22 protein-coding genes are annotated in these 25,819 nt (G+C 71.3%); 12 read left to right on the top strand and 10 right to left on the bottom strand.

The annotated features are described in order from the left end of the window. The first annotated feature begins 45 nt into the window (after positions 1-45). The 5 genes from ACIPJ2_RS17970 to rfbD all read left to right on the top strand — a co-directional run bounded on the left by ACIPJ2_RS17970 (position 46) and on the right by rfbD (position 5,271). Positions 46-705, top strand: a complete 660-nt coding sequence (locus tag ACIPJ2_RS17970; protein WP_402729986.1) for a hypothetical protein — start codon at positions 46-48, stop codon at positions 703-705. A 125-nt stretch (positions 706-830) separates the two neighbouring features. Next, the gene (locus ACIPJ2_RS17965; protein ID WP_402729985.1) at positions 831-1,772 is read left to right on the top strand and encodes a glycosyltransferase family 2 protein; all 942 of its coding nucleotides are present in this window, start codon (positions 831-833) and stop codon (positions 1,770-1,772) included. Between the two features lies 1 nt (position 1,773). Continuing rightward, positions 1,774-3,330, top strand: a complete 1,557-nt coding sequence (locus tag ACIPJ2_RS17960) for a hypothetical protein (RefSeq protein WP_402729984.1) — start codon at positions 1,774-1,776, stop codon at positions 3,328-3,330. A gap of 109 nt (positions 3,331-3,439) precedes the next feature. Then, the gene (rfbB, locus tag ACIPJ2_RS17955; RefSeq protein ID WP_402729983.1) at positions 3,440-4,426 is read left to right on the top strand and encodes a dTDP-glucose 4,6-dehydratase; all 987 of its coding nucleotides are present in this window, start codon (positions 3,440-3,442) and stop codon (positions 4,424-4,426) included. After that, positions 4,423-5,271 (top strand): dTDP-4-dehydrorhamnose reductase, encoded by an 849-nt coding sequence (gene rfbD / locus ACIPJ2_RS17950; RefSeq protein ID WP_402729982.1) that lies wholly within the window; start codon positions 4,423-4,425, stop codon positions 5,269-5,271. Before rfbB ends, rfbD begins: the two co-directional genes overlap by 4 nt. Positions 5,272-5,336: 65 nt before the next feature. On the opposite strand, the gene ACIPJ2_RS17945 is transcribed toward rfbD, so the two are convergent. Further along, the gene (locus tag ACIPJ2_RS17945; RefSeq protein ID WP_402729981.1) at positions 5,337-7,175 is read right to left on the bottom strand and encodes a hypothetical protein; all 1,839 of its coding nucleotides are present in this window, start codon (positions 7,173-7,175) and stop codon (positions 5,337-5,339) included. Positions 7,176-7,280: 105 nt separating this feature from the next. Between ACIPJ2_RS17945 and ACIPJ2_RS17940 the strand changes: the two genes are divergently transcribed. Further along, positions 7,281-8,423: a glycosyltransferase family 4 protein gene (locus ACIPJ2_RS17940; RefSeq protein WP_402729980.1), complete on the top strand. Its 1,143-nt coding sequence runs from the start codon at positions 7,281-7,283 to the stop codon at positions 8,421-8,423. Positions 8,424-8,508: 85 nt separating this feature from the next. Further along, a complete protein-coding gene (locus ACIPJ2_RS17935; protein ID WP_402729979.1) occupies positions 8,509-9,453 on the top strand; it encodes a GH25 family lysozyme in 945 nt (314 codons plus the stop codon). Between the two features lie 9 nt (positions 9,454-9,462). On the opposite strand, the gene purE is transcribed toward ACIPJ2_RS17935, so the two are convergent. The 3 genes from purE to ACIPJ2_RS17920 form a co-directional block, all read right to left on the bottom strand. After that, positions 9,463-9,975, bottom strand: a complete 513-nt coding sequence (gene purE, locus ACIPJ2_RS17930) for a 5-(carboxyamino)imidazole ribonucleotide mutase (RefSeq protein WP_402729978.1) — start codon at positions 9,973-9,975, stop codon at positions 9,463-9,465. 62 nt (positions 9,976-10,037) lie between these two features. Beyond that, positions 10,038-11,993, bottom strand: coding sequence for a glycoside hydrolase family 6 protein (locus ACIPJ2_RS17925; protein ID WP_402729977.1), 1,956 nt, complete (start codon positions 11,991-11,993; stop codon positions 10,038-10,040). 207 nt (positions 11,994-12,200) lie between these two features. Then, positions 12,201-13,337, bottom strand: a complete 1,137-nt coding sequence (locus ACIPJ2_RS17920; RefSeq protein WP_402729976.1) for a 5-(carboxyamino)imidazole ribonucleotide synthase — start codon at positions 13,335-13,337, stop codon at positions 12,201-12,203. A gap of 111 nt (positions 13,338-13,448) precedes the next feature. Between ACIPJ2_RS17920 and ACIPJ2_RS17915 the strand changes: the two genes are divergently transcribed. Further along, a complete protein-coding gene (locus tag ACIPJ2_RS17915) occupies positions 13,449-13,937 on the top strand; it encodes a GtrA family protein (RefSeq protein ID WP_402729975.1) in 489 nt (162 codons plus the stop codon). A 102-nt stretch (positions 13,938-14,039) separates the two neighbouring features. Continuing rightward, complete coding sequence (locus ACIPJ2_RS17910; RefSeq protein WP_402729974.1) at positions 14,040-15,611, top strand: ArnT family glycosyltransferase; 1,572 nt, start codon at positions 14,040-14,042, stop codon at positions 15,609-15,611. 46 nt (positions 15,612-15,657) lie between these two features. Here the strand turns inward: ACIPJ2_RS17910 and ACIPJ2_RS17905 are convergent, their stop codons facing one another. Beyond that, positions 15,658-16,632 (bottom strand): lysylphosphatidylglycerol synthase domain-containing protein, encoded by a 975-nt coding sequence (locus ACIPJ2_RS17905; RefSeq protein WP_402729973.1) that lies wholly within the window; start codon positions 16,630-16,632, stop codon positions 15,658-15,660. Beyond that, positions 16,629-17,852 (bottom strand): polysaccharide pyruvyl transferase family protein, encoded by a 1,224-nt coding sequence (locus ACIPJ2_RS17900; protein ID WP_402729972.1) that lies wholly within the window; start codon positions 17,850-17,852, stop codon positions 16,629-16,631. The genes ACIPJ2_RS17905 and ACIPJ2_RS17900 overlap by 4 nt, the downstream gene beginning before the upstream one ends. Before the next feature lie 128 nt (positions 17,853-17,980). Here ACIPJ2_RS17900 and ACIPJ2_RS17895 point away from each other — a divergent pair, with 128 nt between their 5' ends. Next, positions 17,981-19,156 (top strand): glycosyltransferase, encoded by a 1,176-nt coding sequence (locus ACIPJ2_RS17895; RefSeq protein ID WP_402729971.1) that lies wholly within the window; start codon positions 17,981-17,983, stop codon positions 19,154-19,156. Here the strand turns inward: ACIPJ2_RS17895 and ACIPJ2_RS17890 are convergent. The 4 genes from ACIPJ2_RS17890 to ACIPJ2_RS17875 are packed head-to-tail and all read right to left on the bottom strand — an operon-like array spanning position 19,134 to position 23,306. Beyond that, complete coding sequence (locus ACIPJ2_RS17890; protein WP_402729970.1) at positions 19,134-20,597, bottom strand: hypothetical protein; 1,464 nt, start codon at positions 20,595-20,597, stop codon at positions 19,134-19,136. The genes ACIPJ2_RS17895 and ACIPJ2_RS17890 overlap by 23 nt on opposite strands. 8 nt (positions 20,598-20,605) lie before the next feature. Continuing rightward, positions 20,606-21,913, bottom strand: coding sequence for a UDP-glucose dehydrogenase family protein (locus tag ACIPJ2_RS17885; RefSeq protein WP_402729969.1), 1,308 nt, complete (start codon positions 21,911-21,913; stop codon positions 20,606-20,608). 54 nt (positions 21,914-21,967) lie between these two features. Continuing rightward, positions 21,968-22,495: a PH domain-containing protein gene (locus ACIPJ2_RS17880; RefSeq protein WP_281265017.1), complete on the bottom strand. Its 528-nt coding sequence runs from the start codon at positions 22,493-22,495 to the stop codon at positions 21,968-21,970. A gap of 4 nt (positions 22,496-22,499) precedes the next feature. After that, on the bottom strand, positions 22,500-23,306 hold the full coding sequence (locus tag ACIPJ2_RS17875) for a biotin--[acetyl-CoA-carboxylase] ligase (RefSeq protein WP_402729968.1): 807 nt from the start codon (positions 23,304-23,306) through the stop codon (positions 22,500-22,502). Positions 23,307-23,380: 74 nt separating this feature from the next. Between ACIPJ2_RS17875 and ACIPJ2_RS17870 the strand changes: the two genes are divergently transcribed. Both ACIPJ2_RS17870 and ACIPJ2_RS17865 read left to right on the top strand, forming a co-directional pair. Continuing rightward, positions 23,381-24,976, top strand: a complete 1,596-nt coding sequence (locus ACIPJ2_RS17870) for an acyl-CoA carboxylase subunit beta (RefSeq protein ID WP_281265019.1) — start codon at positions 23,381-23,383, stop codon at positions 24,974-24,976. Further along, positions 24,973-25,230, top strand: coding sequence for an acyl-CoA carboxylase subunit epsilon (locus ACIPJ2_RS17865; RefSeq protein ID WP_402729967.1), 258 nt, complete (start codon positions 24,973-24,975; stop codon positions 25,228-25,230). The genes ACIPJ2_RS17870 and ACIPJ2_RS17865 overlap by 4 nt, the downstream gene beginning before the upstream one ends. Positions 25,231-25,819: the final 589 nt, after the last annotated feature.

The following is a 25,819-nucleotide window of genomic DNA, read 5'->3' as shown; positions in this document are numbered from 1 at the left end:
TGTCGCCGACGTCCGCCGGGTCCTGCGACTGGGATCATCGAGGACATGTCGACTCGACGATCCCTGCCCGTGCTCACTGCCTCGATCGTGCTCGGCCTCGGGCTGACCACCGTCCTCGCGGCCTGCTCGGACGGGGCCGCCCCGACTCCGAGCCCGTCCGCCTCGGCGAGCCGACCGGCGTCTGGATCACCCGCACCATCGGCCGACGCGTCGAGCGGTACACCGTCCGACGACCAGACCGGCTCCGCCGACGACGGCACCGGTCCCGGTACCGGAAACGGCAGCGGCGTGGACGCACCGGAGACCGTCGACTGGTCGGCAGTGACGCAGCAGGGCATCGCCGCGGCAGGCGGCGGCTCCGTCGTCTCCCTCACCGGCTCCGGGGACAGCTGGACGGTCGTGGTCTCGGGACCGGACGGATCACAGACCCAGTCGGTCGTGTCCGCGACCCTCGGACGCGTCACCTCCGGTCCGTTCCCGAAGGACGTCGACCAGGCGACGAAGACCGCGGACGCCGACCGCGCGGCCGCCGCCGAGGTCGACGCGGCGACCGCGGCCAAGACCGCCGTGGGCGCATCGTCGGGCGGGACGCTTTCGTCGCTCGTCCTCGGCGGGTCGGCGACGGCTCCGACCTGGACCGCGACGCTGACCGGTTCGTCGACGTCCACGGTCATCGTGGACGGGATCAGCGGCGCCACCTCCTGACGGACGCCCCGCCTCCGACCACCTCGCGGACGGGGCCGACCGGTTCACCGCGGTGAACCGGTCGGTCGCGCCCGTAGGATGGTCGGGTTCGCCACCAGCCCCGACTCCCGAGGACCCGACACGTCGTGAAGTTGTTCGTGCAGATCCCCTGTCTCAACGAGGAGCAGACCCTCCCGGCGGTTCTCGAGTCGATCCCCTCCTCGATCCCCGGGATCGACGAGATCGAGATCCTCATCATCGACGACGGCTCCACCGACCGCACCGTCGAGGTCGCGAAGGCGCACGGAGTGACGCACTTCGTCCAGCACACGACGAACATGGGCCTCGCCCGGTCCTTCCGCGACGGCGTCGACTACGCGCTCCTCCACGGTGCCGACATCGTCGTGAACACCGACGGTGACAACCAGTACCCGCAGGCGCACATCACCGAGCTCGTGCAGCCGATCCTCCGGAACGAAGCCGAGATCGTGATCGGCGACCGTCAGACACGGACGATCGAGCACTTCTCCGGGTTCAAGAAGCTCATGCAGCGCTTCGGGTCGTGGGTGGCGAGCCGGGCGGCCGGTCTCGACCTGCCGGACGCCGCAAGCGGGTTCCGTGCGTACTCGAAGTACTCGCTGATCCGGCTCAACATCGTGACGCGGTTCAGCTACTGCATGGAGACGATCGTGCAGGCCGGGTACAAGCGACTCGCGATCGCGAGCATCCCGATCACGACGAACGCGAAGACCCGTGAGTCCCGGCTCTTCAAGAACATCTGGCAGCACATGTTCCAGTCCGGCTCCGCGATCGCCCGCGTCTACCTGATGTACCGGCCGATGGCGCTGTTCCTCTGGGTCGCAGCGGTCCTCGGCGGCCTCGGGGCCTGGCCGCTCGTCCGGTACCTCGTCCTCCTCGCCATGCACTCCGGCGGGAACCACCTGCAGTCGATCATCCTGGGCGTGGTGCTCCTCATCACGGCCGTGCTCGCCATCGTGATCGGCGTCGTCGCCGACCTGACACGGCTGAACCGCACCCTGGCGGAGGAGCAGCTCGACCTGCAGAAGCTCGCAAGGTACGGGGACTGAGGTGACCAGGACCGCTCCTGCCCCGACGACGGGCACCAGCACCCGGGTCGGCGTCTCCACACTCGTGTGGGCGGCGGGGATCGCCGTGCTCGGCGTCGTCATCGGTGCGGCAGGCTCGTGGATCCCGGCGGCGTGGGCCGACGAAGCCGCCACGATGAGCGGCGTGCGGCGTTCGATCCCCGAGCTCTGGCACATGGCGCACAACGTCGACGGGGTGCACTCGTTCTACTACCTGCTGCTGCACCTCTGGTTCGAGGTGGTCCCGTACAGCCCCTTCTGGCTGCGGCTCCCGAGCGCGCTGGCCACGGGGCTCGCGGCCGGCCTCGCCGTCCTCCTCGTGCACCGGCTCGCCGGAGTCCGCCCCGCGATCGCCACGGGAATCGTGTACTGCGTCCTCCCCCGCGTCACCTTCTCGGCCATCGAGGGGCGTTCGAACGCACTCACCGCAGCCGCGGCGGTCGGTCTCACCCTGCTGCTCGTCATCGCGGTCCAGAAGACCCTCGACCGACGCCGGGTCGCCTGGGCATGGTGGGCCGCGTACACCGGTGTCGCGATCGCCGGCAGCGTGCTCTTCGTCTACCTGGCGCTCATCCTCGTCGCACACGCGGTCACACTCGCCATCTGGCAGCTCCGCCGGATCGCGCGTCGCGCCAACCCCTCGATGATCCGCCCGGCACTGTTCTGGGTCGGCGCAGCCGTTCTGACCGGTGCTGCGCTGTTGCCGTTCGTCAGGGTCGTCTCCGGTCAGACCGCTCAGCTCTACTGGATGGGGCCGCTCGTCATCGGGCCAGGCCTCGCCCGCCGGGTCTTCGTGGACCAGTGGTTCCTCGGGACCGGGTCATGGGCGCCGATCCCCTTCGCCCTCATGGGCATCGGCATCCTCGCGACGCTGGCGGTGCCGCGGCTCCGGTCCCGCATCCCGGCGATCGAGGTGGCACTCCCGATCGTCGTGCTGCCGACCGTGATCGTCATCGCGGTGTCGGTCCTGGTCCGCCCGTTCTACGACCCGCGCTACTTCACGTTCTGCACGCCGTTCATCGCCGTCCTGCTCGGCCTCGCGCTGACCGCGCTACCGTGGCGCACGGTGACGGCTGCTGCGCTCGTCGTCGCTGCCGGATTCGTGGCGCCGATCTACCTCGCACAGCGCACGCCGACGGCGAAGGACGACTCGACCTGGAACGTCGCAGCAGCGCTCATCACCGCCGAGCGTGCCGAGGAGCCGCCCGGCACGGTCGACGGCGTCTACTACGGCCCGCTGCCGAGCCACACCAACCGCACGACCGAGTTCGTCGCGTCGTCCTACCCCGAGGCGTTCGCGGGCATGCGCGACCTCACGCTGAAGCGCGACGCGATCTCGATCGGGCAGCTCTGGGCCGAGCGGTACACGACCGCCGAACCGCTGCCGAGCACGGCGGGTCTCGACCGGGTGTGGTTCGTCGGCGAACCGACACCCGACCAGCCACGAATCCCCGAGGAGCAGCTCGCGGCGCAGGGCTGGCACGTCGAGCGCCAGTGGTCCGAGAGCGCCTTCAGCATCATCGTGTTCGCGAAGGACTGAGCCGCGCCGTCGGCGGGGCCCGGACGCCGAGGCCGACGCCGGTAGACTGCTCGCCGACCGTCGTCGGCGCATCCAGCCGACCTCCATCGGCCACGAAAAGGAAACCAGCGTGAAGATCCTCGTCACCGGAGGGGCCGGCTTCATCGGCTCGAACTTCGTCCGCAGAACCCTCGAGGACGCCTACCCGGGCCTCGAAGGCGCCGAGGTCGTCGTCTACGACGCCCTGACCTACTCGGGGAACCTCGCGAACCTCGCACCCGTCTCGGACTCCTCGCGGTACTCGTTCGTACAGGGTGACATCCGCGACGCCGCCAAGCTCGACGAGGTCGTCCCCGCGGTGGACGCCATCGTGCACTTCGCCGCCGAGTCGCATGTCGACCGCTCGGTCCGTGACTCCGGGATCTTCGTCGAGACCAACGTCGTCGGCACCCAGCGTCTCCTCGACGCGGCGCTCCGTCACGGCACCGAGCGCTTCGTGCACGTCTCCACCGACGAGGTGTACGGCTCCATCAGCGAGGGCTCGTGGGCAGAAGACCGCCCGCTCGAGCCGAACTCCCCGTACTCCGCGTCGAAGGCCGGAAGCGACCTGCTCGCCAGGAGCTACCACCGCACGCACGGGCTCAACCTCTCGATCACGCGCTGCTCGAACAACTACGGGCCCTACCACTTCCCCGAGAAGGTCATCCCGCTGTTCGTCACGAACCTCATCGACGACAAGCACGTCCCGCTCTACGGCGAGGGCAACAACATCCGCGACTGGCTGCACGTGGACGACCACACGCGCGGCATCGCGATGGTGCTCACCCGCGGGCGCGCCGGCGAAATCTACAACATCGGCGGCGGCACCGAGCTCACGAACAAGGAGCTCACCGAGATGCTGCTCGAGGCCACCGGCAAGGACTGGTCGTACGTCGACCGCGTCGCCGACCGGCTCGGCCACGACCTGCGCTACTCGGTCGACATCTCGAAGATCCAGGCGGAGCTCGGCTACGAGCCGCAGGTGCCGTTCGCACAGGGCCTCGCCGATGTCGTCCAGTGGTACCGTGACAACCGCGCGTGGTGGGAGCCGCTCAAGGAGCGCGCGGCCATCGCATGACCCGCTACCTCATCACCGGCGCCGCCGGCATGCTCGGACAGGACCTCCAGCTGGCGTTGTCCGGGCGTGACGTCACCGCTCTCAGCCGCGCAGCGCTCGACATCACCGACGAGGCGGCCGTCGCCGACGCCGTCGCCGGGCACGACGTCGTCATCAACGCGGCTGCGTACACGAAGGTCGACGATGCGGAATCCCACGAGGACGACGCCCATGCCGTGAACGCCCGCGGACCAGAGGTCCTCGCCCGCGCGACGGCCGCCACCGGCGCGAAGCTGGTCCACGTGTCGACCGACTACGTCTTCGACGGCAACGGCACCTCGCCGTACGCGGAGGACGAGCCGACCGCCCCGATCGGGGCCTACGGACGCACGAAGGCCGCCGGCGAGGCAGCAGTGCGTGAGATCGCCCCCGACTCGTCGTACATCGTGCGCGCCGCGTGGCTCTACGGTGCCGGCGGCCCGAACTTCGCGAAGACGATGATCCGGCTCGCGGGCTCGCACGACACCGTGCAGGTCGTCGTCGACCAGCTCGGTCAGCCCACGTGGACGGGAGACCTCGCCCGCCAGATCGTGGCGATGCTCGACGCGGACGCCCCGGCCGGCATCTACCACGGCACCAACGCGGGCAAGGGCTCCTGGTTCGACTTCACGAGGGCGATCTTCGCCGAGGTCGGGCTGGACCCGGAGCGCGTCCTGCCGACGGACAGTTCAGCGTTCGTGCGTCCGGCCCCCAGACCCGCCTACAGCGTGCTCGGGCACGATGCCTGGCGTCGAGCGGGCATCGAACCGATGCGGGACTGGCGCGAAGCGCTGCATGCCGCAGCGGAAGCGGGCGTCCTCGTCTGATCTCCGGTTGCACGCAGACGCCGATGCGCGGTCCCGATCGGGGCCGCGCATCGCCGTCTGTGCGGTCAGGGGTCGATCCGGACGACGTCAACTCGGCAGTCGGTGGGCGGGACCCCGGCCGCGTCCGACGAACACGGGATGGTCGCGGTGAAGGATCCGACGCGCACCCCGGCGTCGTCGTAGTCCCGCTGCGGCTGTCCGGCCTCGTCGAACTGCAGGAAGTACTGCACTCCCACCTGCGAGAACAGCGCGCGCTGACCGGCGGAGGAGACGTCGTAGCCCTGACCGGAGCGGCCGTAGGCATGTGCGTCGACGAGGAGCGCGAGGCTCGCGGTGACCCGTGTGTTCGTCCCGATGATCCGCGCGTCCGTCGGCAGGTCGCCACTTGCGACCATGTCCTCGGCGAGCGCCAGGACCGCGGACTTCCCCGGGCCGCTGAACACCGGTAGCGCGCCCGTCGTGGTCGTCGAGGCGACGAACGGTGCCTGCACGCCGAAGAGGTTCTGGGCAACGGACGCCACGGCGATGATCCCGACGGCGACTCCGACGACGACACGGCTGACCACGCCGCGTTCGGTCACTGTTCGCCACACTGCCGGCAGCATCACGGCCGCGAGCAGCACGCTGACCGGGAAGAGCGGCCAGTAGTACCGGACGTTGCCGCCGGCGCTCGATGCCGATGTGATCGCCGCGTACCCGAGGAAGTACACGAGTCCGACGACCGCGGTCGTGCAGGCGAACGGCGAGCGTCGGAACCGGACGGCCCCGACCACCACGGCCGCGGCGAAGAGCACCCCGATCGGCAGCGTCGCCGGCGCGGAATCGGAGATCTTCTTGACGTAGTAGGGGAAGGCGAGGAGTCGTTGCTCGACGTAGTACCGGGCCTTGCCGACGAGCGACGTGTCCGACTGGTCGACCGTGGCGTCCGTCGCCGCGTCGTCCGTCGCCGTCTCGTCGCCCGGAGCCGGGGTGTCGGTCGGGCGGTCGAACGGCCCCTGCCCGTAGACCGACGGCGTGAAGTCCTCGTTCGGCGTGGTGGCGGCGTCGTTCGGTGGGACCGGCAGGAAGGGCCAGCCCTGGTCGTTCGTCGTCGAGCTGAACTTGTTGCCGAAGTTCACCCCGAAGGACGAGCCGAGCATCGGAGTCTCGTACTTCGCGCTGAGCGCGCCCACCCACGGTGCGACGACGAGCGCGAACGCCAGCGACACCACCGCCGGTGTCAGCCACGGGCGGGCGGTGCGCGTGCCGTGGCGTCGCGCGGACCACCAGCGCACCGACAGCCACGCCACGACGGACACCACGGCGACGGGCAGCAGGTACAGCTTGACGAAGTAGCCGAGAGCGACGGCGACTCCGAGCACCACCGCCGCGCCCGCGCGCCGACGCGCCGGCCCGGCCGCGGTGCGGTCCGCCCAGCGCAGCGACCAGAGGAACCCGATCACCCAGGCGACGACGAGCAGGTCGGGCGTCCTGGCCGGTGCCGCGGCCATCATCGCAGGGGTCACCGCGACGACGTAGACGAGCGCAGGCACGACCCGCCGGGTCTCCGTCCATGCCAACCATGCGCCGACGCCCACCACGACCGCGGCCGCGAAGCTGCTGACGGCCCCGAACGCGTCGGTCAGTCCGACACCCGCGGCGATCAACGGTGCCATCAGCCAGGACACCATCGGCGACCAGTAGGCGTTGACCGCGGCCGCGACGTCGCCATGCGCGTACTGCTGGGCGATCGACAGGTAGGAGATCCCGTCCGCGGTGACCACCTGCAGTCGCTGCTGGGAGACGACGAAACCGACGAGCACCACGGCGACGACGACCGCGAGACCGAGTACGACGGAGCCGGGGAACACCTTCAGCGATGGCGTCCGGACGGGTTCGGCGGTCGCCGGCGCGGATCGTGTCACGTCACCATCGTGCCATCCCGCTGGTCGCCCGAGCGTCCTCACGGGGCGCTGAACCTTTCCTGCTACGCTCCGGGGGCCCGCCGACACCGACCGCTGAGGAGCCCCGTGACCACACTCCGAGTGATCGTGGACCAGGTCGTCGCACCGATCCCCGGCGGCATCGGACGGTACGCGGAGGAACTGACGCGTCAGCTCATCGCGACCGCGCCACGCGGATGCGACGTCGAGGCGGTGGTGTCCGCTGTGGCCCCCGCCGAGGTCGAGCGCATCCGCATGCTGTTGCCCGGTCTCCGGGACGTCGACCGTCTCGCACTCCCGCGTCGGGAGCTCGCGGTGGCGTGGCAGGGCGGCATCGCGCGCGGCGCGTCGCAGGGCATGGTGCACGCACCCAGCGTCCTCGCGCCGCTCGTGAAGCACGACCGTTTCCAGGAGCCCGGTCGCCAGACCGTCGTGACCGTCCACGACACCGTGCCCTGGACGCATCCCGAGACCCTCACGCCGCGCGGCGTCCACTTCCACAAGGCGATGGTCAAGCGCGCGTGGAAGCACGCCGACGCGGTCGTGGTCCCGACCCACGCGGTCGCCGCAGCGCTGAACGACATCCACCGGTTCGACGACCGCCTCCGCGTGATCGGCGGCGCTCCCTCCGGCCGCCTCCGTGTCCCGGTGGACGCCGACCTCCGCGCCGAGCGTCTCGGGCTGCCCGACCGGTACGTCCTGGCGGTCGGCACCCTCGAGCCGCGCAAGGGACTCACCCACCTCATCGAGGCGATGGCGCACCCCGACGCGCCACAGGACGTCCCGCTCGTCATCAGTGGTCCCGACGGCTGGGGAGACGTCGACGTGGTGTCCATCGCCGAGCGGGCCGGGCTGTCCCAGGAGCGGGTCAAGGTCCTCGGTCGGGTCGACGACGCGGACCTCGCCGTCGTGTACGACCGAGCGACGGTGTTCGTGTTCCCGAGTCTTGCCGAGGGCTTCGGGCTGCCGGTGATCGAGGCCATGAGCCTCGGCACGCCGGTCATCCACTCCGACGACGCCGCGGTGCGTGAGGTCGCTTCGGACGCGGGCGTCACCGTGCCGCTCGAGCCGCGATCCGGCTACGAGGAACGCCTCGCCCAGGCCGTCTACCAGGTGGTGAACGACCCGCTGCTCGCCGAGCAGCTCGCGATCGCCGGACCGGACCGTGCGCGGATGTTCGACTGGCGGGACTCCGCCGCCGAGACCTGGCAGCTGCACGCCGACCTCTGAGAAGGTCCACGCGTTCGGTTAGGCTGCCCCGAACACGGCCCGAGCACGTCCGTGCTCCGGCCTTCTCGGACAGGGGAGCAACCGGATGCGTGCAGCAGCGCGACGAACCACCGTGGCCGCGGCGGTGATCACCACGGGCTTGCTCGTGGCGCTCGCCGTCGACGGCCCAGCCGACGCCGTCAGCGGCGCCGAACCAGCGACCGCCGCCGCGAGCGCGCAGCCCGCGGGGGTCACCGCCGATCCGTCGATCGAGACCCAGGACGCCACCGGCAACCACACGATGGGCTCGAGCATCCAGGCGCACGCCCAGGCGGCCGGTGACGCTGCCGGCACGCAGATGCTCGCGGCGCCGCAGGCCAGGGCCACGGCGTCCGGCCCGCCGCCGGGCAAACTGCAGGGCATGGACGTGAGTGCGTGGCAGCCGGACGTCGACTTCGGAGCCGCCTACGCACAGGGGGCGCGGTTCGCGTACATCAAGGTGTCCGAAGGGGTGAGCTACCAGAGTCGGACGTACCAGAAGCAGTACCTCGATTCCGCCGTGGTCGGCATGGTCCGGGGCGGGTACGCCTACGCCCAGCCGAGCCAGGCAAGCGGCCGGGCCACCGCCGACTACTTCTTCGCATCCGGCGGTGGGTGGAGCGACGACAACACCACGCTGCCCCCGCTGCTCGACATCGAGTACGGCAGTGCGTCGCAGGGCACCTGCTACGGCCTCAGCTGGAGCGCGATGCGGAACTGGATCCATGACTTCTCGGACCAGGTGTACAACCGGATCCACCGCTTCCCGGCGATCTACACGACGACGGACTGGTGGAAGCGCTGCACCAACAACAGCCGCCAGTTCGCGGGCAACCCGCTCTTCGTCGCGATCTACCCGGTGAACGACTTCACGTCACCGGGTGAACTCGGGCACAGCTGGACGAAGTGGAAGTTCTGGCAGTGGCGGGCAGCGGGGACGTTCCCCGGCGACCAGGACGTCTACGAGAGCACGATCGGCAACCTGCGCCTGTTCGCGCGCAAGCACGAGTAGCGCCGATCGCTACAGCTGCGAACGGAGTGCCGCCGCCTTCCGCTCGACGACCTGCTCGAGGCCGGCGGCGTAGTCCGCGAGCCGCGCGGCGACCTCCGGGTCCGCCGACCCGATGATCCGGGCGGCGAGCAGTCCGGCGTTCGCGGCGCCGTTGATCGCCATCGTCGCGACCGGGATGCCGGCGGGCATCTGCACGATGGACAGCAGCGAGTCGAGGCCGTCGAGCCGCGCGAGCTGGACCGGGACACCGATGACGGGGAGCGTGGTGAGGGCCGCGACCATGCCGGGCAGGTGCGCGGCTCCCCCGGCACCGGCGATGACGACCCGGATGCCCCGTCCGGCTGCTGCACGACCGAAGGCGACCATCTTGTCCGGAGTCCGGTGCGCGGAGACGACGTCGGCCTCGAACGGGATGTCGAGTTCGGTGAGGATGTCGGCGGCGGCGCGCATCGTGGGCCAGTCCGAGTCGGACCCCATGATGATCGAGACGAGCGGGGCGGCGGCTGCGGTGGTGTCGGTCACCCGATGAGGCTAGCTGAGCAGCACCACACGCCGCACGACGAGCACCGGGCCGAGCCGCGCCGTCACGGCACCCGGACCGTCCGGCACCCGAGTGCCTTGTCCCCACCGCTGCCTGCTCCGACCGCCGTCACGCAGAACGTGTGCGATCCGGACGACGACGGGATCCGCCCGGAGAACCCGTGCGCCGGCCCCGACCCCCAGGTCCGGTCGACGTCGGGTCGATCGCCGTCCGCCGTCAGGACGGTGCTGCTCGGCTTGCCGTCCACGGTGACGCGGACGGTGAGCCCTCGAGTGATCGCGTCCCGGTCGAACACCCATCCGGTCACCGTGGTGCGGTGGTAGGACGATCCGGTCACCGACTCGAGCGAGCCCCACGGTGCGCTGGCCGCGACCGTCAGCACGGAACAGGTCGAACGGACGTCCGATCCCGTCCCCTGGTTCCGGCCCACGGCGCACACCGTGTGCTTGCCCGCCGCGGCCGGGACGACGGTCCGGAACCCGTGCACGGAGCCTGAGCCCGCCGGCGCGACGACTCCTGGTCGGTCGACGGTCGTCGGCAGGCTCCTGACGACGGTGCCGTCCACGGTGAGGTCGACCGTGACCGGGGTGGTCCCGGCGTCGGCGTCCACCGCCCATCCGGTCACGTCGATGCCCGCACGGACGACCTTCGCCGCGTCGATCCGGACGACCGGGTCGTGGCCCCAGACCGTGACGTCCTCGCACCCGAGCCGGTGATCGACACCGGTCCCCACGTTGAGCGCGGTCGTGCAGACCGAGTGCGCTCCCTCGCCGGAGACCGCGATCGTCGCGTCGTAGCCGTGGTTCGCGCCGACGCCGTAGTCGTCGTCGATGTCCTGCCGGGGAGCGTCCGCCGTCAGGGTCGCCACCGCGACACCGTCGACGGTCACCCGGACCGGTAGGGCGGCCGCCGTGTCGTCCTCGTCGTACGCCCACCCCTGCACGCGGACGGCCCTCGCGGCACCGGTGGCGGCGTCGAGCGTCCCGACCGGCGACCGCAGGGTGGGCGGGGTCCCGAGCACCGCGTTGGCGACGAGCGCCTGCGCGTAGGCCGAGTACCACTTCCCGGCGGCGGGGGCGCCGTTGCAGGTGCCGTCGCTGGCCCCTGGGGTCTTCACCCAGAGCAGCGCGTCGAGCGCGGTCCCGTCGGCCACCACCCGGGGCGTCGTGCCGAGGCCGGCCCCGGGTCCGTTGCACCAGGTCCCGCGCCATCCCTGGCCGTTCCGCGAGGTGTCGATCACGTAGTGGGACCCACCGGTGAGCGACGAGACCTTCTGCGCGTAGGTCTGCTCCTGCGCCGTCGGGTAGTAGTTCGCCACGTTCGTGAAGAAGCCGCGGGCGTTCTGGACGCCGGCACTGTTCAGGCGACTCGCGATCACCGCGGGCTGCACCCAGTTCGAGTTCCCGGCGTCGAGGTAGGCGGGGACACCGGCCGCGGTGAAGGCCGCGACCTCACGCGCGAGGATCCGGTACCGCTGCTGGTCGAGGACCTTCGTGCACGCGGCGTTGCTGAGCATCGCCAGCGAGTCCGGTTCGACGACGACCGCAGCACGCTTCCCCGCCAGCCGAGCGACGATCTGGTCGACCCACGCGTCGTAGGACGCCTCGTCGAAGCCGCCGGCCGAGTACCCACCGCAGTCGCGGTCCGGGATGGCGTAGGTCACGAAGACGGCGGTGGTCCCGTTCGCCGCCGCACCTGCCGTCGCGGTGTCGATGGTCCGCGCGAGCGTCGTCCCGGTGCTCCACTCGCCGAGCCAGGTCGCGACGGGGTACTTCGCGATGGTGGCGGCCGCCTTCGAACCAGCCGGGTCGGTCGAGGCGAGCAGGGTCGCGTTCTTCGCGGCCTCGCTCGTCGGCGGGTTGTACTGCCCGTTGCCGTAGAGCTGGGTCGAGGAGGCGCTGCGGACGTCGGTCGCCGCGGTCGCCGGCATCGGCGCGCTGACGATGCCGACGGCGGACGCGAGCGCGACGGCGCCCGCGATGAACTGGTGACGGCGCACTGCGCGACTCCCCTGGATGGTCGACCCCTGACCATCCCATGGCACCACGCAGTGCCCCGCGGTACCAGACGCCAGAGCGGGTGCCACCTGCACGGGTGGCACCCGCTCCGCGGGCGCAGACGCACTGGAGGCCCGGATCACCTCGGCGACGCAGGTCGCGTGGTCGAGGTGATCCGAGCCTCCTGTCCGGTTCCGGTCCGTCCGCTGTCAGTCGTCGAAGTGCGCGGCGGCCGCGCGCGCCCGGTAGACGACGTCGTCGACGTCGTCGCCGGTCACGGTGACGTGCCCGATCTTCCGGCCGGGCCGCGGGGCCTTGCCGTAGAAATGGTACTTCGCCTCGGGGAAGGCGGCGAGCGCGGCCGGGTACCGTGCCGCGAGGTCGCCGTCGGCCGGTCCGCCGAGCACGTTCACCATCACGGCGGACGGCGCGTTCATGCCCGTCGCACCGAGCGGCAGGTCGAGCACGGCGCGGAGGTGCTGCTCGAACTGGCTCGTCGTCGCACCGTCGATCGACCAGTGGCCGGTGTTGTGCGGCCGCATCGCGAGTTCGTTGATGAGGATCCGCTCGTCGCCGGTCTGGAACAGCTCCACCGCGAGCACGCCCGTGACGTCGAGCTCCTCGGCGATGCGCACCGCGATCGACTCGGTGAGATCGGCGATCCGTCCTGCGCTGTCCGGCGCCGGAGCCAGCACCTCGGCGCACACACCGTCGCGCTGCTCCGTCTCGACGAGCGGCCACGCCACGACCTCGCCGGAGGGACGTCGCGCCACGGACTGCGCGAGTTCGCGCGTGAACGGCACGAGCTCCTCGACGAGGAGCGCCTGGTCACCGCCTGCCTCGGCGATCGCGATGAACCAGTCGTCCACCTCGGCCGGGTCGGACACGACGCGGACGCCCTTGCCGTCGTAGCCGCCGCGAGCGGTCTTCACGACGGCTCGGCCACCGTGGTCGGCGATGAACTGCCGGAGCTCGTCCGGGTCCTGCACCGCGGCCCAGTCCGGGACGGGCAGGCCGAGGTCGGTGAGCCGCTGCCGCATCACGATCTTGTCCTGGGCGACGGCGAGCGCCCCCGGCCCCGGTCGGACCGCGACGCCCGCGTCGACGAGCGCGCGGAGGACCTCCTGCGGCACGTGCTCGTGGTCGAACGTGATCACGTCGACCTCCTCGGCGAAGGCCAGGACCGTCGCCGCATCGCGGTAGTCCCCCTCCGCCGTCGCCGCGATCGCTGCGGACATGCCGGGTCCTTCCGCGAGGACACGGATGTCCAGCCCCAGCTCGACGGCCGCAGGGACCATCATCCGGGCGAGCTGCCCTCCACCGACGACCCCGACGCGCAACGCCATGCTGAGTGTTCCTTCCGCCGTTCTCACCGCGCAGGGAGAGCGGGCTGTCTACAATCGATGTTCGGTCCGGGTTCCCCGGTCCGTCACAACTCTACGGATCCTGGAGACGACGTGCGGCGACTCATCGCGCAGCTGGCCCGCTTCGGTGTGGTCGGCGCGGTCGGCTTCGTCGTCGACTTCACCGTGTTCAACCTGCTGCGTGCGACGGTGCTCTCCCCCGACGACGTCCATTCCGGGCCGTTCTGGGCGAAGGTCATCTCGACCGTCATCGCCATCATGGTGAACTGGATCGGCAACCGGTACTGGACCTTCCGCAACCAGCGCCGATCGGTCGCGGCCCGCGAGGGGCTCGAGTTCGTGGTCGTCTCGCTCGGCGGCATGGTCATCTCCCTCGGCTGCCTCGGGCTGTCCCACTACGTGTTCGGCTTCACGTCGGCGTTCGCGGACAACGTCTCCGGCAACGTCATCGGGCTGCTGCTCGGGACCGCGTTCCGCTTCTGGCTGTACAAGGTGTGGGTGTACCACCCCGACCGCGTGGAGCGCGAGGCGTCGCGTCGCGGCGTCGTCGCCGCCGAGGTCCGCGAGCCGCACGAGGTCTGAGCCGACCGCGCGGCGGCGTCCGCGCGGCGTTCGGCCGGTGTCACGACGGCGGATGGTCGGTGTCACGACGGCGGACGGCCGGCGTCCACCTAGGATTGTCGGGTGCCGACGACCCTTCCCGCCGACGTGACCGTGTCCGCTCCCCCGATCCGGCCGTGGGAGCGCATCGCCCTCGCCGTCGTGACGGCCGCCTTCGGCCTGTGGCTGCTCGTCTGGGCGCTCGTCCTGCCGACGTTCCAGGCGCCGGACGAGACGGCGCACATCGACGCCGCCGTGCACCTGGCGATCGGTGACCCGTGGTCGGCCCCCGGCGAGATGCACGTGCTCAACGCCGTCCAGGTCGCCGCGCAGCAGCAGGCGACGCTGCCGAAGAGCGAGTGGTCGACGATGACCGAGCTGCTTGCCGCGAACCCCGGCGTCTCGACCACCGTCAACCAGATGACGCAGCACCCGCCGACCGCGTACCTCGCCGGCGCCGCGGTCCTGCGCGCCGTGCACTTCGGGGACCTCCGGTTCGACCACGCCGTGCTCGCCCTCCGGATCGCCGATGCCCTGGCGGTCACCCCGCTGGCGCTGCTGGCGTGGGCGTCCGTCCGTCGGCTGACCCGCTCGCCGCGTGCGGCACTGGTCGGAGCGCTCGCGCTCTTCGCCACCCCGCAGCTCGCGTCGATCGGGGCCTCCGTCTCGAACGACGCGCCGGTGATGCTGCTGGCGGGGATCGTCGTCTGGCTGGCCGTCCGGCTCCTGACCGGTGACCTGCGGTGGCGGACGACGATCGGACTCGGCGTCGCACTCGGTGCGGCGATCTGGGTGAAGGGCACGGCGCTGCCCGCGATCCCCTTCGTCGCGCTCGTGGTGCTCGTCGCCGGCGCCGGCGTCCTGCCGATCGTGCACCGGCTCGTGCGCACCGTCGTGACGCTCGGCGTCGCCGGGGGCATCGGCGCGTGGTGGTGGCTCCACAACCTCGTCGCCTACCACCGGCTGCAGCCGAACGGGTACGCGGCGATGCGGCCGCCGAAGGAGTTCCCGCCCGGTGAGCACCCGACGCTCGGCCACTTCCTCGACGTCAGCTGGGGCACCATCGCTCGGACGTTCTGGGGCAGCCCCGGGATCAAGGCGCAGGTGACCATCGGCGACGTCCTCACCGGGGTCCTGACGATCGTCGCACTGCTCGCCGTGGTGCTCTTCGCGTTCCGCCGCGGGCCCGAGCTCCGGGCCGTCGTCGTCCTCGCGGTGTTCCCGGCGCTCCTGATCGGGATCCAGACCTACACGAGCGCGCACGCGTACCTGACCACGACCGAGGTCGCCGCCACCCAGGGCCGCTACTACTTCCCCGCGATCGTGTGCTTCATCGCGATCAGCGCGGTGGCCTGGCGGAGGATCCCGCGGAGCGCCGGGGGTCGGCGTGCCCTGGCGATCACGCTCGCCGTCGCGGGCCCGGTGGTCGGACTCTACGGGCTGACCGTCGTGACGAGCTGGTTCTGGAACGCCGCACGGGTGCCGCTGTCCGGGCTCGCGGTCGAGTGGTACACCGCCCTCGGTCCGGTCCCCGTGTCGGTCGTCGTCGTGGCCGTGGTCGTCATGCTCGTCGCGCTGGCGCTGACCGTCGCGGCCGTCGTGGTGGCCCCGGGTGTCCGCGACCGCGCGCCGCGGCGGGAGCGCGTGACGGTCTGACATCGTGTCCGCCCGACCTCCGGGTCGGCCGGACGCCGCATCCGGGTCAGGCGGCCGGGGCCTCTTCCGCCTCGCCCGTGGACTTCCGGGCGAACCAGGTGGGGATCGACGCGCAGAGCAGGAACAGCGCGTCGACGGCCAGGCTCCACACGCGCGTGACCACGACGACGACGAGTGCGACCGGTCCTGGCATCACGAGCCCGAGGAGCAGCGCCTGCACGCCCTCCCGGACGCCGAGCCCGCCGGGAGCGAAGACCGCGAGCATGCTGATCGCGGAGGCCATGCTCGCGGCACCGATGACGAACGCGGCGTCGCTGCCCTTGAGCGACGGGTACACCGCCAGGGTGATGAAGTAGTACGCGGTCCCGGAGAACAGCGCGCCGACGACGTACAGCGCCGCGCCGCCGAGGACCGTCCCGATGCCGGGGGTGACGTCCTCGTCGAGTGGCTGCCGACGCAGGATGCGGAGCGCCGTGCTCACGAGGAAGACGAAGACCTTCGGGATCAGGCAGACCACGCAGCCGACGAACGCTGCGATCATCACCACCACGATCCACGGATCGAGGGCGTGGGTGCGGGGGTCGATGAGCAGCAGCACCAATGCGAGCGCCAGGGTCGCGGCGATCTGCAGGCCGCCCTCGAGCAGACCGCTGACGCCGAGCCGGGCCTTCGAGACCCCGTGCCGGGACGCGAAGTACACCTTGCCGATGATCCAGGTCGCCGCGCCGGGGATGTACCGGCCCATCCACGACTTGGCGTACACGGCCGTCAGGGTCACCCCGCTGCCCTTGAGCCCCGTCGCACCGAGCCGCCGGAGCAGGTAGAACCAGATGCCGACGCCCCAGTAGCGGAAGCCGAGGCTGATCGCCGTCGCGACGGCGACCCACCACCAGTTCCACCGGATGCCGGCGAGCTGCCCCCAGTCGACGCTCCGGACGTAGAGGAACAGGAAGACCGCGAGCGCCACGTAGAACACGATCGGCACCGCGCGTCGGAGGACCGCGCGCGTCCTGGGGCTCATCGGATCGCCTCGGTACCCCTGGCGAAGTCGTCGCGCAGGGCCGCGCTCATCGTCGCGACACCGTCGGCGAGGTCGGCCACGACGGCGGTGCGCTCGCGGTCGAGCTCCTCGAGGGAGGCGATCACGTCCGCCACGAACGACGGCCGGAGTGCGTCCTCGATCGGGCGGGCGAACCGCTGCATGCCGATCTGCTCGAAGAAGAGGCGGCCCTTGTCGACGTAGTAGAGCACCGTGGCGGGCACACCGGCGATGGTGGCCACGATCGCCGAGTGCAGCCGGCTCGCGACGAACAGCCGGCTCTTGGACATGAGCCCCGCGTACTCCGACGGTGAGAACACGTCGGCCTCGACGACGTGCGCGCGCTTCGGGTGTCGCAGCCCGGCGATGACCTCACGCGCGAAGGCGGCATCACCCTCGGACGCCTCCATGTGCATCGGGTAGAACACGACGTCCGTGTCCCATCGATCGACGACGGCGTCGACGAGGTCGGTCAGCGCGCGCCGGTAGGTCTGGAGGTCCTCGGACTCGGCGTGCGCCTTCCGGAACGCCTTCGGCACGAACCGGAAGGGGATCCAGCCGCTGCGCTTGTAGTGGAACCAGCGTCGGACGCCGATGCCGATCGACCCGTCGAGGCGCTCGGCCGTGAGCCCCGTGGTGCGCTCGAGACGCTCGAGCACGTCGGCGTCGGGCGTCGTGACGGTGCCGACCACGGCGGGGTCGAACGACGAGACGACCGGCGTCCGCACGCCCCACGCCACCAGCTTCTCGCGGGATTCGTCGTCGCGGACGAGAAACACCTCGGTCAGGTCGACCGTGGCGCGGATGAGGCGCTTGCTGATCGACGCGGACGTCGGGCCGATGCCCTGGAAGGCGCCGACGAGGTGACGGTTCACGAGCCGGAGCAGCAGGAGCTTGAGCAGCCAGTACACGAGCCCGAGCTTGTTCGTGTAGTCCTTCAGGATCTCCCCGCCGCCCCAGAGCACCACATCGGCACCGCGCGCTGCCCGGAGGAGCCGGAACAGGTCACCGACGCCGGTGCTGTAGGGCGAGACCGGCAGGAACCGGATGCCGAACCAGGCGGCGTCGCGCTCGGGGTACTGCGACAGCGAGACGATCTCGGCGCCCGGCCAGCGGTGACGCGCCAGCTCGACGTTGCCGGCGAGGATCGCACGGTCCCCGCGGTTGTGGGGGGAATCGCTATTGTGGATCAGAACTCGCACGGGTCTCCTGCTCGGGGGTCCGGCCCGCTGACGCCGATCGTCGACCGGCTCCGCGGGCCCCCAGCAGGGTACCAATGCCCGTCCGGGACTCGCCGACGAACCGCGCCCGACGCAGCGAAGGAACCCCCATGCCCGTCCCCGCCCGGCCCCGCGTGCTCGTGCTCGCGTCCACCTTCCCCGCACGTCCCGACGACGGCGTCCCCGCGTTCGTCCTCGACCTCGCCCGGCAAGAGGCGACGGAGTTCGAGACCGCGGTGCTCACGCCGCGGGTGCCAGGAGCGGCACGGTCCGAGGTCGTCGACGGTGTCCGGGTCGTGCGGTTCCCGTACTTCCCACGTCGGTTCGAGGACCTCGCGGACGGCGCGATCCTCGACAACCTCAAGGAACGTCGGAGCCGCCTCGTGCAGGTGCCCGCACTGATGGCCGCGCAGTACGCCGCGGTGCGCCGGGCGGTCCGGTCGTTCCGTCCCGACGTGATCCACGCGCACTGGGCGATCCCGCAGGCCCTGATCGCGACCCTCGCGGCACCGGGCGTCCCCCTCGTCGTGACCACCCACGGCGGCGACGTCTACGCGCTCCGGGCGGCGCCGCTCGTCCGTCTGAAGCGCTGGGTGCTCGGGCGCGCGGCCCACGTGACGACGGTCAACGGCGAGATGCGCGATCGTCTCACCGGATGGGGCGTCCCCACGGCGCGGTCGAGCGTCGTCCCGATGGGCGTCGACCTCGCCCCGGCCGAAGCGGCTCGCCAGCGCGGCGAGCGCCGCTCCGGACGGGTCGTCGCAGTGGGTCGGCTGGTCGAGAAGAAGGGCTTCGGCAACCTCATCGAGGCGCTCCGTGGCATCGAGGACGTCCAGTGGGAGCTCGTCGTCATCGGGGACGGCCCGTACCGCGAGCGGCTCGAACGGCAGGCGACCGGGCTGCAGGTGACGTTCCTCGGGCAGCGCGGCAAGACCGAGGTGCTCGACGCCCTGGCGTCCGCCACGGTCGTCGCACTGCCGTCGGTCCCGGCGGCGAACGGGGACCAGGAGGGTCTGCCGGTGACGCTGCTCGAGGCCGCGGCCGTCGGCGCCGCGATCGTCGCCAGTGACCTGCCGGGGATCCGCGACGTCGTCGAGACCGACGTGTCCGGGCTGCTCGTCGCACCGGGCGACGTCCCCGCGCTCCGGTCCGCGCTCAGGACGGTGCTGACCGACGACACGGCACGAGCACGGTTCCAGGACGGCGCAGCAGCCGCGGCGCAGGCGTTCTCGGGCGACCGGATCGGCGAACGCTACCGGGCCGTCATCCGGGCCGCGCTCCGCTGACCGAGCCCCCTCGACCGGCCGAACGTCGGCCGGCACCGCGCGAGGCGGGTCCGTCCGGACGATGACGCTCCGCGAGCACGAACGCGAGGAGCGCGAGCACGAGGGCGGCCATCGACACGACGAAGGCGAGGGTGCCCACCGCGCCCGAGTGCGGCAGCATCGCCACGCCCGAGAACGTCACGAGCGACACCGACGGCACGACGGCGAGTGCTGACCACGCGACGAGGAAGCACGCCGACGCACGACCCCACGAGACCAGTCCGGCGGCGACCAGGAAGGCGACCGGCACGACGACCGTCAGCACGTACCGGTTGATCGCGCCACCGCCTCCTGCCACGTAGCGCAGCTCGGCGACCGTGAACAGGACGGTCACGACGGCGAGCATCGCCACGACGAGCGCGGTGCGGAGCGCGTCACCCCCACGGGGCAGGGATCGACGTCGGAGCACCCCGTGCAGCACCATCGCCACCACGGCGAGGAGGACCGGGACGACGAGGAGGAGCCACGGCACCGCGGACAGCGGGTCGAGCGCACCACGGAACACGCCGTAGATCCCGCGCCAGAACTCCGGGTCGACCGCCACCTGCAGGTCGCTGCGCTTCTCGCGCGGAACGTGGCCGGCCCACCCGGTCGGACGACCGCTGAAGCTGCCGGCGACCTCGCGGTTCCGCAGGTAGAACCAGCCGGACGCGGCCGCGGCGGCGACGAGCGGGGCGATCCCGGCGACGATCCTGCCGCCGATCCCGCGGAGTGCACCGAGTCGGACACGACGGGCGAGCAGGAACGCCACGACGATCGCGGCGAGCCAGATCCCGAACGACAACCGTGTCGTCATCCCGGCTGCGCCGACGAGCACGCCGCCGACGAGCAGGCGCGGCCCGAGCCCGGAGCGGAGCGCCGCTCCGGCCACACCCGCGGCGAGCGCGCAGAGGACGGCGTACAGCGAGTCGTTGTAGATCGAGCCCCCCTGCACGACGACGATGCCCGTGAGCGCGACGACGACGCCGACGGCGGACGGGAGGCGACGGGCGTCGGGGAAGCAGCGCGCGGCCGCCCACGCGGAGGCGGGCACGAGCAGGCCGGCGAAGACGACGCTGCACAACCGGCCGAGCATCACGGCCACCAGCACGTGACCGCTGTCCCACGCCGGTCCCACGATCGGGGCGAGCACCAGGTAGAACAGCGGCGGGTGCTGCGCGACCCACTGGACCGGCGGGTGCGCGCCGAACGGCACGGTGTTCCGCAGGCCGTCGGCGAACAGCGGGAGGTGCCCGTGCCACACCTGCAGGGCGTAGTCGAGGTGCGCGGGCTCGTCGGCGCTGCCGAGCGGGTCGGTCGTGAAGGCCCGCGCGACGGAGGCCGCCATCACGACCACGATGGCGAGCAGCACGGTCGGGGTGGCCCAGGCGTGCCGTTGCAGGCGTGCGACGAAGGACGCCACCTGGTGGATCAGCGCCCCATGCCGCGGTACACGAACCCGGCGGTCGTCCAGGCGTCACGGTCCAGGCAGTTGCGCCCGTCGATGACGACGGGGCTCGCGACGATCGACGCCACCGTGTTCGGGTCGAGCGTGCGGAACTCGTTCCACTCGGTCAGGACGAGGACGAGGTCGGCGTCCTGCATCGCGGCCGCTGCGGTGTCCACGTACCGCAGCTGTGGACGGACCCGGGCAGCGGTGCCGTTCGCCTCGGGGTCGTACGCGGACACGGTGGCGCCGAGCTCGAGCAGCCGCGCGGCGATGTCGAGTGCCGGCGAGTCCCGCACGTCGTCCGAGTTCGGCTTGAACGCCAACCCGAGCAACGCGACCCGCTTGCCGGCGACGTCGCCGCCGAGCAGGTCTGACGCGACGGTCACGACGTGGGCGCGGCGACGCAGGTTGATCGCGTCCACGTCGGCCAGGAAGTCGAGCGACTCCCCCACCCCGAGCTCGGTGGCTCGGGCCTGGAACGCGCGGATGTCCTTCGGCAGGCAGCCGCCGCCGAACCCGAGTCCGGCGTTCAGGAACTTGCGGCCGATCCGGTCGTCGTGCCCGATCGCGTCGGCGAGCGCCGTCACGTCCGCCCCGGCGACCTCGGCGATCTCGGCCATCGCGTTGATGAAGGAGATCTTCGTCGCCAGGAACGCGTTCGCGCTGACCTTGACGAGCTCGGCCGTCGGCAGGTTCACGACGAGACGCGGGGTCCCCTCGGCCAGGGTCGTCGCGTACACCTCGTCGAGGGCCTCGACCGCCGACGATCCCGCGGGGCCGGACGGCACGCCGTAGACCAGCCGGTCGGGCGAGATGGTGTCCTGCACGGCGAATCCCTCGCGGAGGAACTCCGGGTTCCACACGAGCGTCGCGCCGGGCACCGCGTCCTGCAGGCCGGCGGCGAGCCGCGCAGCCGTCCCGACGGGCACGGTCGACTTGCCGACGACGAACTCCCCGGCGGCCACGTGCGGCGTCAGCGACGCGATCGCAGAGTCGATGTAGGTCATGTCCGCAGCGCCGGTCGGCCCCTGGGGGGTCCCGACGGCGAGGAAGTGCACGCGGGACCCGGCGACCTCGGCGTAGTCCGTCGTGAATCGGATGCGGCCGGAGGCGATCGCCTCGGCGAGGATCTCGGGGAGTCCCGGTTCGAAGAAGGGAGCGTCGCCCGCGGCGAGCCGCTCGATCTTCACCGGGTCGACGTCGACCGCGACGACCTCGTGTCCGAGTTTGGCCATGGATGCGGCGTGCACGGCACCGAGGTACCCGCAGCCGATGACAGAGATGCGCACGGGACGACGGTACCGGACCACGTGCGAACTTCCACCGAGGGCGATGACGACGCCTCAGGAGCGGTCAGGGCCCCGCACGATCTCGTCCCAGTCCGGCTCGCGGTGCCGACGGCGGGCCTCGTACGCCTCGACCATGTCGTGCAGCACCGCGACCACGAGGTCGGCGTGCGGCACGTCGGCGAGCACCACGGCGGGGTCGTCGCCGGGGAACACGAGGACGTCTCCGGACCGGAACAGCCCCTGCAGCCCACGCCGCCGGACGGTCACGTCGTACCCACGCGAGTGCAGGAGCTCCTGCCGGGTCCTGGTGCCGAAGCCGTGCACGACGACGAGTCGCCTCGTGGTGACCACGTACCGCTCGGTCATCCACCGCACCAGCGGCACGACGCCGCCGAACAGCACCAGCACGAGCACGAGTCCGGCGACCACGGCGTTGATCCACGCGAGCTGCGCCTGGAAGACCCCGAACCCGAACCCGCCGGCGACCGCGACCAGGACGACGAACACCGCCGGACGCACCAGACGACGCGCGTGGGGCCGGAGCCGGGCCACGACGCGTTCGGGCGGTGGCTCGGCGGTCATGCCGTCATGCATACCGCAGGTGGGTGACGTCACCCACGGCGACGCCCCTCTCCGCGCCGTCTCGATCCCGGATCGTGATCCGGCCGTCGTCGTCGATGCCGGTCGCGTCGGCTTCCTCGGTGCTGCCGTCCGGCAGCTCGAGGCGCACCCGCGCGCCGATCGTGCCGCAGCCGGCGCGGACGTGCGACCGCACCGTGTCGGCCGCCGCGCCACCGGCGACCAGGGCGACCACGGCCTCCCGGACGCCCGACCAGAAGGCGGACAGGACCGCGTCCGCCAGGTCGACCGCCTCGCCGGTCGCTCCAGCCACGGCGAGCGAGGTGGACGTCGGGGTCGGGAGCCGGTCGGCCGGGATGGTCAGGTTGACGCCGGCGCCGACGACGACGGAGCCGTCGGCGGCGACCTGGCAGAGGATGCCGCAGAGTTTCTTGCCGTCCACGAGCACGTCGTTCGGCCACTTCACCAGCACCCGTTCCGACGGGGAGGGTCGGCTCGGCTCGAGCGCTCCGCTCACCGCGTCCCGCATGGCCGCGCCGGCCACCAGGGGCAGCCAGCCGCGGTCGCGGTCGGACAGCGCGGCACGGACGAGCACGCTCGCCGCGAGGGTCTCCCCGGCCGGTGCCGACCACGAACGGTCGAGGCGTCCGCGGCCGGCGGTCTGGTCCAGCGTCACGATCGCGCTGCCGTCCGGCAGGTCGGACGCAGCAGCGAGCAGGTCCGCGTTGGTCGAACCGGTCGTGTCGCGGACGTCGAGGACGGCACCCACCCGGTCGAGTGCGGCGCGCGAGAGCGGGAGGACCGGTGTGGACATGCACGCAAATCTACGGGCAGGAACCGTGGAGGTCCTCCAACCGACGCCCACCCCGCCGCCGGTAGGGTGAGCGGGTGACTTCAGGAGACACCCCCGATCTCTCGACGACGGCAGGCCGGCTGGCCGACCTCCGCGAGCGGTACCACGAGGCCGTGACCGCTGCGGGCGAAGCAGCCATCGCGAAGCAGCACGCCAAGGGCAAGATGACGGCGCGCGAGCGCATCGAGCTGCTCCTCGACGAGAACTCGTTCGTCGAGCTCGACGAGTTCGTCCGGCACCGCACGCACGCCTTCGGCATGGAGTCGAAGCGGCCGTACGGCGACGCGGTCGTCACCGGACTCGGCACGATCCACGGACGACAGGTCGCGGTCTACGCGCAGGACTTCACCGTCTTCGGCGGCTCCCTCGGCGAGGTCGCCGGCGAGAAGATCGTCAAGGTCATGGAGCACGCGCTGAAGACCGGCGTGCCGATCATCGGGATCCTCGACTCCGGCGGCGCCCGCATCCAGGAAGGCGTCGTCGCGCTCGGCAAGTACGGCGAGATCTTCCGCCTCAACACGCAGGCGTCCGGCGTCATCCCCCAGATCTCGATCGTCATGGGCCCGGCAGCCGGCGGCGCGGTGTACTCCCCCGCACTCACCGACTTCGTGATCATGGTCGACAAGACCAGCCACATGTTCGTCACCGGCCCCGACGTCATCAAGACCGTCACCGGCGAGGACGTCGGCTTCGAGGAGCTCGGCGGCGCACAGACCCACAACGCGGTCTCCGGTGTCGCGCACTACCTCGCCGACGACGAGAACGACGCGCTCGACTACGCGCGCTCGCTCATCGGGTTCCTGCCGGACAACAACCTGTCCGACGCACCGGCCTACGACCTGGCCCCCGAGCTCGAGACGACCGACGCCGACCGCGAACTCGACGTCGTCATCCCGGACTCCGCGAACCAGCCGTACGACGTCACGCAGATCATCGAGCACATCGTCGACGACGCCGACTTCCTCGAGGTGCAGCCGCTCTTCGCACCGAACATCCTCATCGGCTTCGGCCGGGTCGAGGGACGCACCGTCGGCATCATCGCGAACCAGCCGCAGGCCATGGCCGGCACGCTGAACATCGACGCCGGCGAGAAGGCGGCGCGCTTCGTGCGGTTCTGCGACGCGTTCGGGATCCCGATCCTGACGCTCGTCGACGTCCCCGGGTACCTCCCAGGCACCGACCAGGAGTGGACCGGCGTCATCCGACGCGGCGCGAAGCTCCTCTACGCGTACGCCGAGGCGACCGTCCCGCTCGTCACCGTCATCACGCGCAAGGCCTACGGCGGCGCGTACATCGTGATGGGCTCGAAGCAGCTCGGCGCCGACATCAACCTGGCGTGGCCGACCGCCGAGATCGCCGTGATGGGCGGCCAGGGTGCCGTGAACATCCTCTACCGGAGCGAGATCAAGCGCGCGGAAGAGGCGGGCGAGGACGTCGCAGCCGTTCGCTCCCGACTGGCCAACGAGTACACGTACAACGTGGCGTCGCCGTACCTCGCCGCCGAGCGCGGGGAGCTCGACGGCATCATCCAGCCGCATGCCACGCGCGTCTCGGTCATCAAGGCGCTGCGGGCGCTGCGCGGCAAGCGGGCATCACTGCCGCCGAAGAAGCACGGGAACATCCCGCTGTGACGCCGCGCCACGCAGCAGCCGTCCCCGCGGACGAACCGACTCCGGTCGCGGACGTCCACGTCGTCTCCGGCGAGCCGACGCCCGAGGAGCTCGCGGCGGTCATCGCCGTCCTGCAGCACCAGGCCGACGAAGCGGCGGCCGCTGGCCGTGCGCAGATCGAGGTGTCACCGCGTGTCGGGTGGGAGACCTCCGCTCGTGGGCTCCGCGGCCCACTGCCCCACGGTCCGGGTGCCTGGGCCCGTTCGCTGCGCTGACGACCGAGCTGGGATGTACCCCTGGGATACCGGACGGTATGCGCGTTGCAGGGTGCACTTCCCGGTCGGTCTCCCCTCGTGCGGGGGACACGTGTCGCTCGAGGGGGACCGGAAAGGGCGTGTTTGTCCCCCATAATGATGACTGACACGATGCGTACTTCCGGGCATAGTTACTGGTGTTCGGTGTACGAAGTACATCGCCGGACGGTGGCCGACTAGGGTACGAAGCCACTGTCCGCTGCGAGCCAGGGCGATATTCGGGTTGTCGCTCTGCCTCGGGTCGTGAACGGGCCGGTCGGGTTTCCTGACCGGCCCGTTCCCCGTTTCCGGACGTGCTGCCACGTGCCGGGCGCTGCCGACTCGTGCTGCCACGTGCCGGGCGCTGCCGACTCGGAACGACAGACTCGCTGTCGTACGACAACGACGCTGTCGTCAGCACGCGCGCGCAACTGTTGCACGCGCGCACCAGCGACAGGACCGCTGTCGTACGACGACTTGGGTTCATTCGGTGGTCGCAACACCTTGAGCGATTGGGGTGGTTGTGGTGGGTCGCGAGGCGGCGTATTCGCGGGAGTTCCGTGCCGTGTTC

The sequence above is a fragment of the Curtobacterium sp. NPDC090217 genome (assembly GCF_044746705.1).
In the GTDB taxonomy this organism is placed as follows: domain Bacteria; phylum Actinomycetota; class Actinomycetes; order Actinomycetales; family Microbacteriaceae; genus Curtobacterium.
Note: the sequence above shows the minus strand (reverse complement) of the source record. Positions and strands in the feature narration are given on the sequence as shown.

What these genes read in the sequence shown, in the direction of transcription:
- ACIPJ2_RS17895 (WP_402729971.1), top strand. Translation starts at nt 17,981, where the DNA reads ATGCCCGTCCCCGCCCGGCCCCGCGTGCTCGTGCTCGCGTCCACCTTC.
- ACIPJ2_RS17935 (WP_402729979.1), top strand. Translation starts at nt 8,509, where the DNA reads ATGCGTGCAGCAGCGCGACGAACCACCGTGGCCGCGGCGGTGATCACC.
- ACIPJ2_RS17905 (WP_402729973.1), bottom strand. Translation starts at nt 16,632, where the DNA reads ATGAGCCCCAGGACGCGCGCGGTCCTCCGACGCGCGGTGCCGATCGTG.
- ACIPJ2_RS17970 (WP_402729986.1), top strand. Translation starts at nt 46, where the DNA reads ATGTCGACTCGACGATCCCTGCCCGTGCTCACTGCCTCGATCGTGCTC.
- ACIPJ2_RS17920 (WP_402729976.1), bottom strand. Translation starts at nt 13,337, where the DNA reads ATGGCGTTGCGCGTCGGGGTCGTCGGTGGAGGGCAGCTCGCCCGGATG.
- ACIPJ2_RS17880 (WP_281265017.1), bottom strand. Translation starts at nt 22,495, where the DNA reads ATGACCGCCGAGCCACCGCCCGAACGCGTCGTGGCCCGGCTCCGGCCC.
- ACIPJ2_RS17875 (WP_402729968.1), bottom strand. Translation starts at nt 23,306, where the DNA reads ATGTCCACACCGGTCCTCCCGCTCTCGCGCGCCGCACTCGACCGGGTG.
- rfbD (WP_402729982.1), top strand. Translation starts at nt 4,423, where the DNA reads ATGACCCGCTACCTCATCACCGGCGCCGCCGGCATGCTCGGACAGGAC.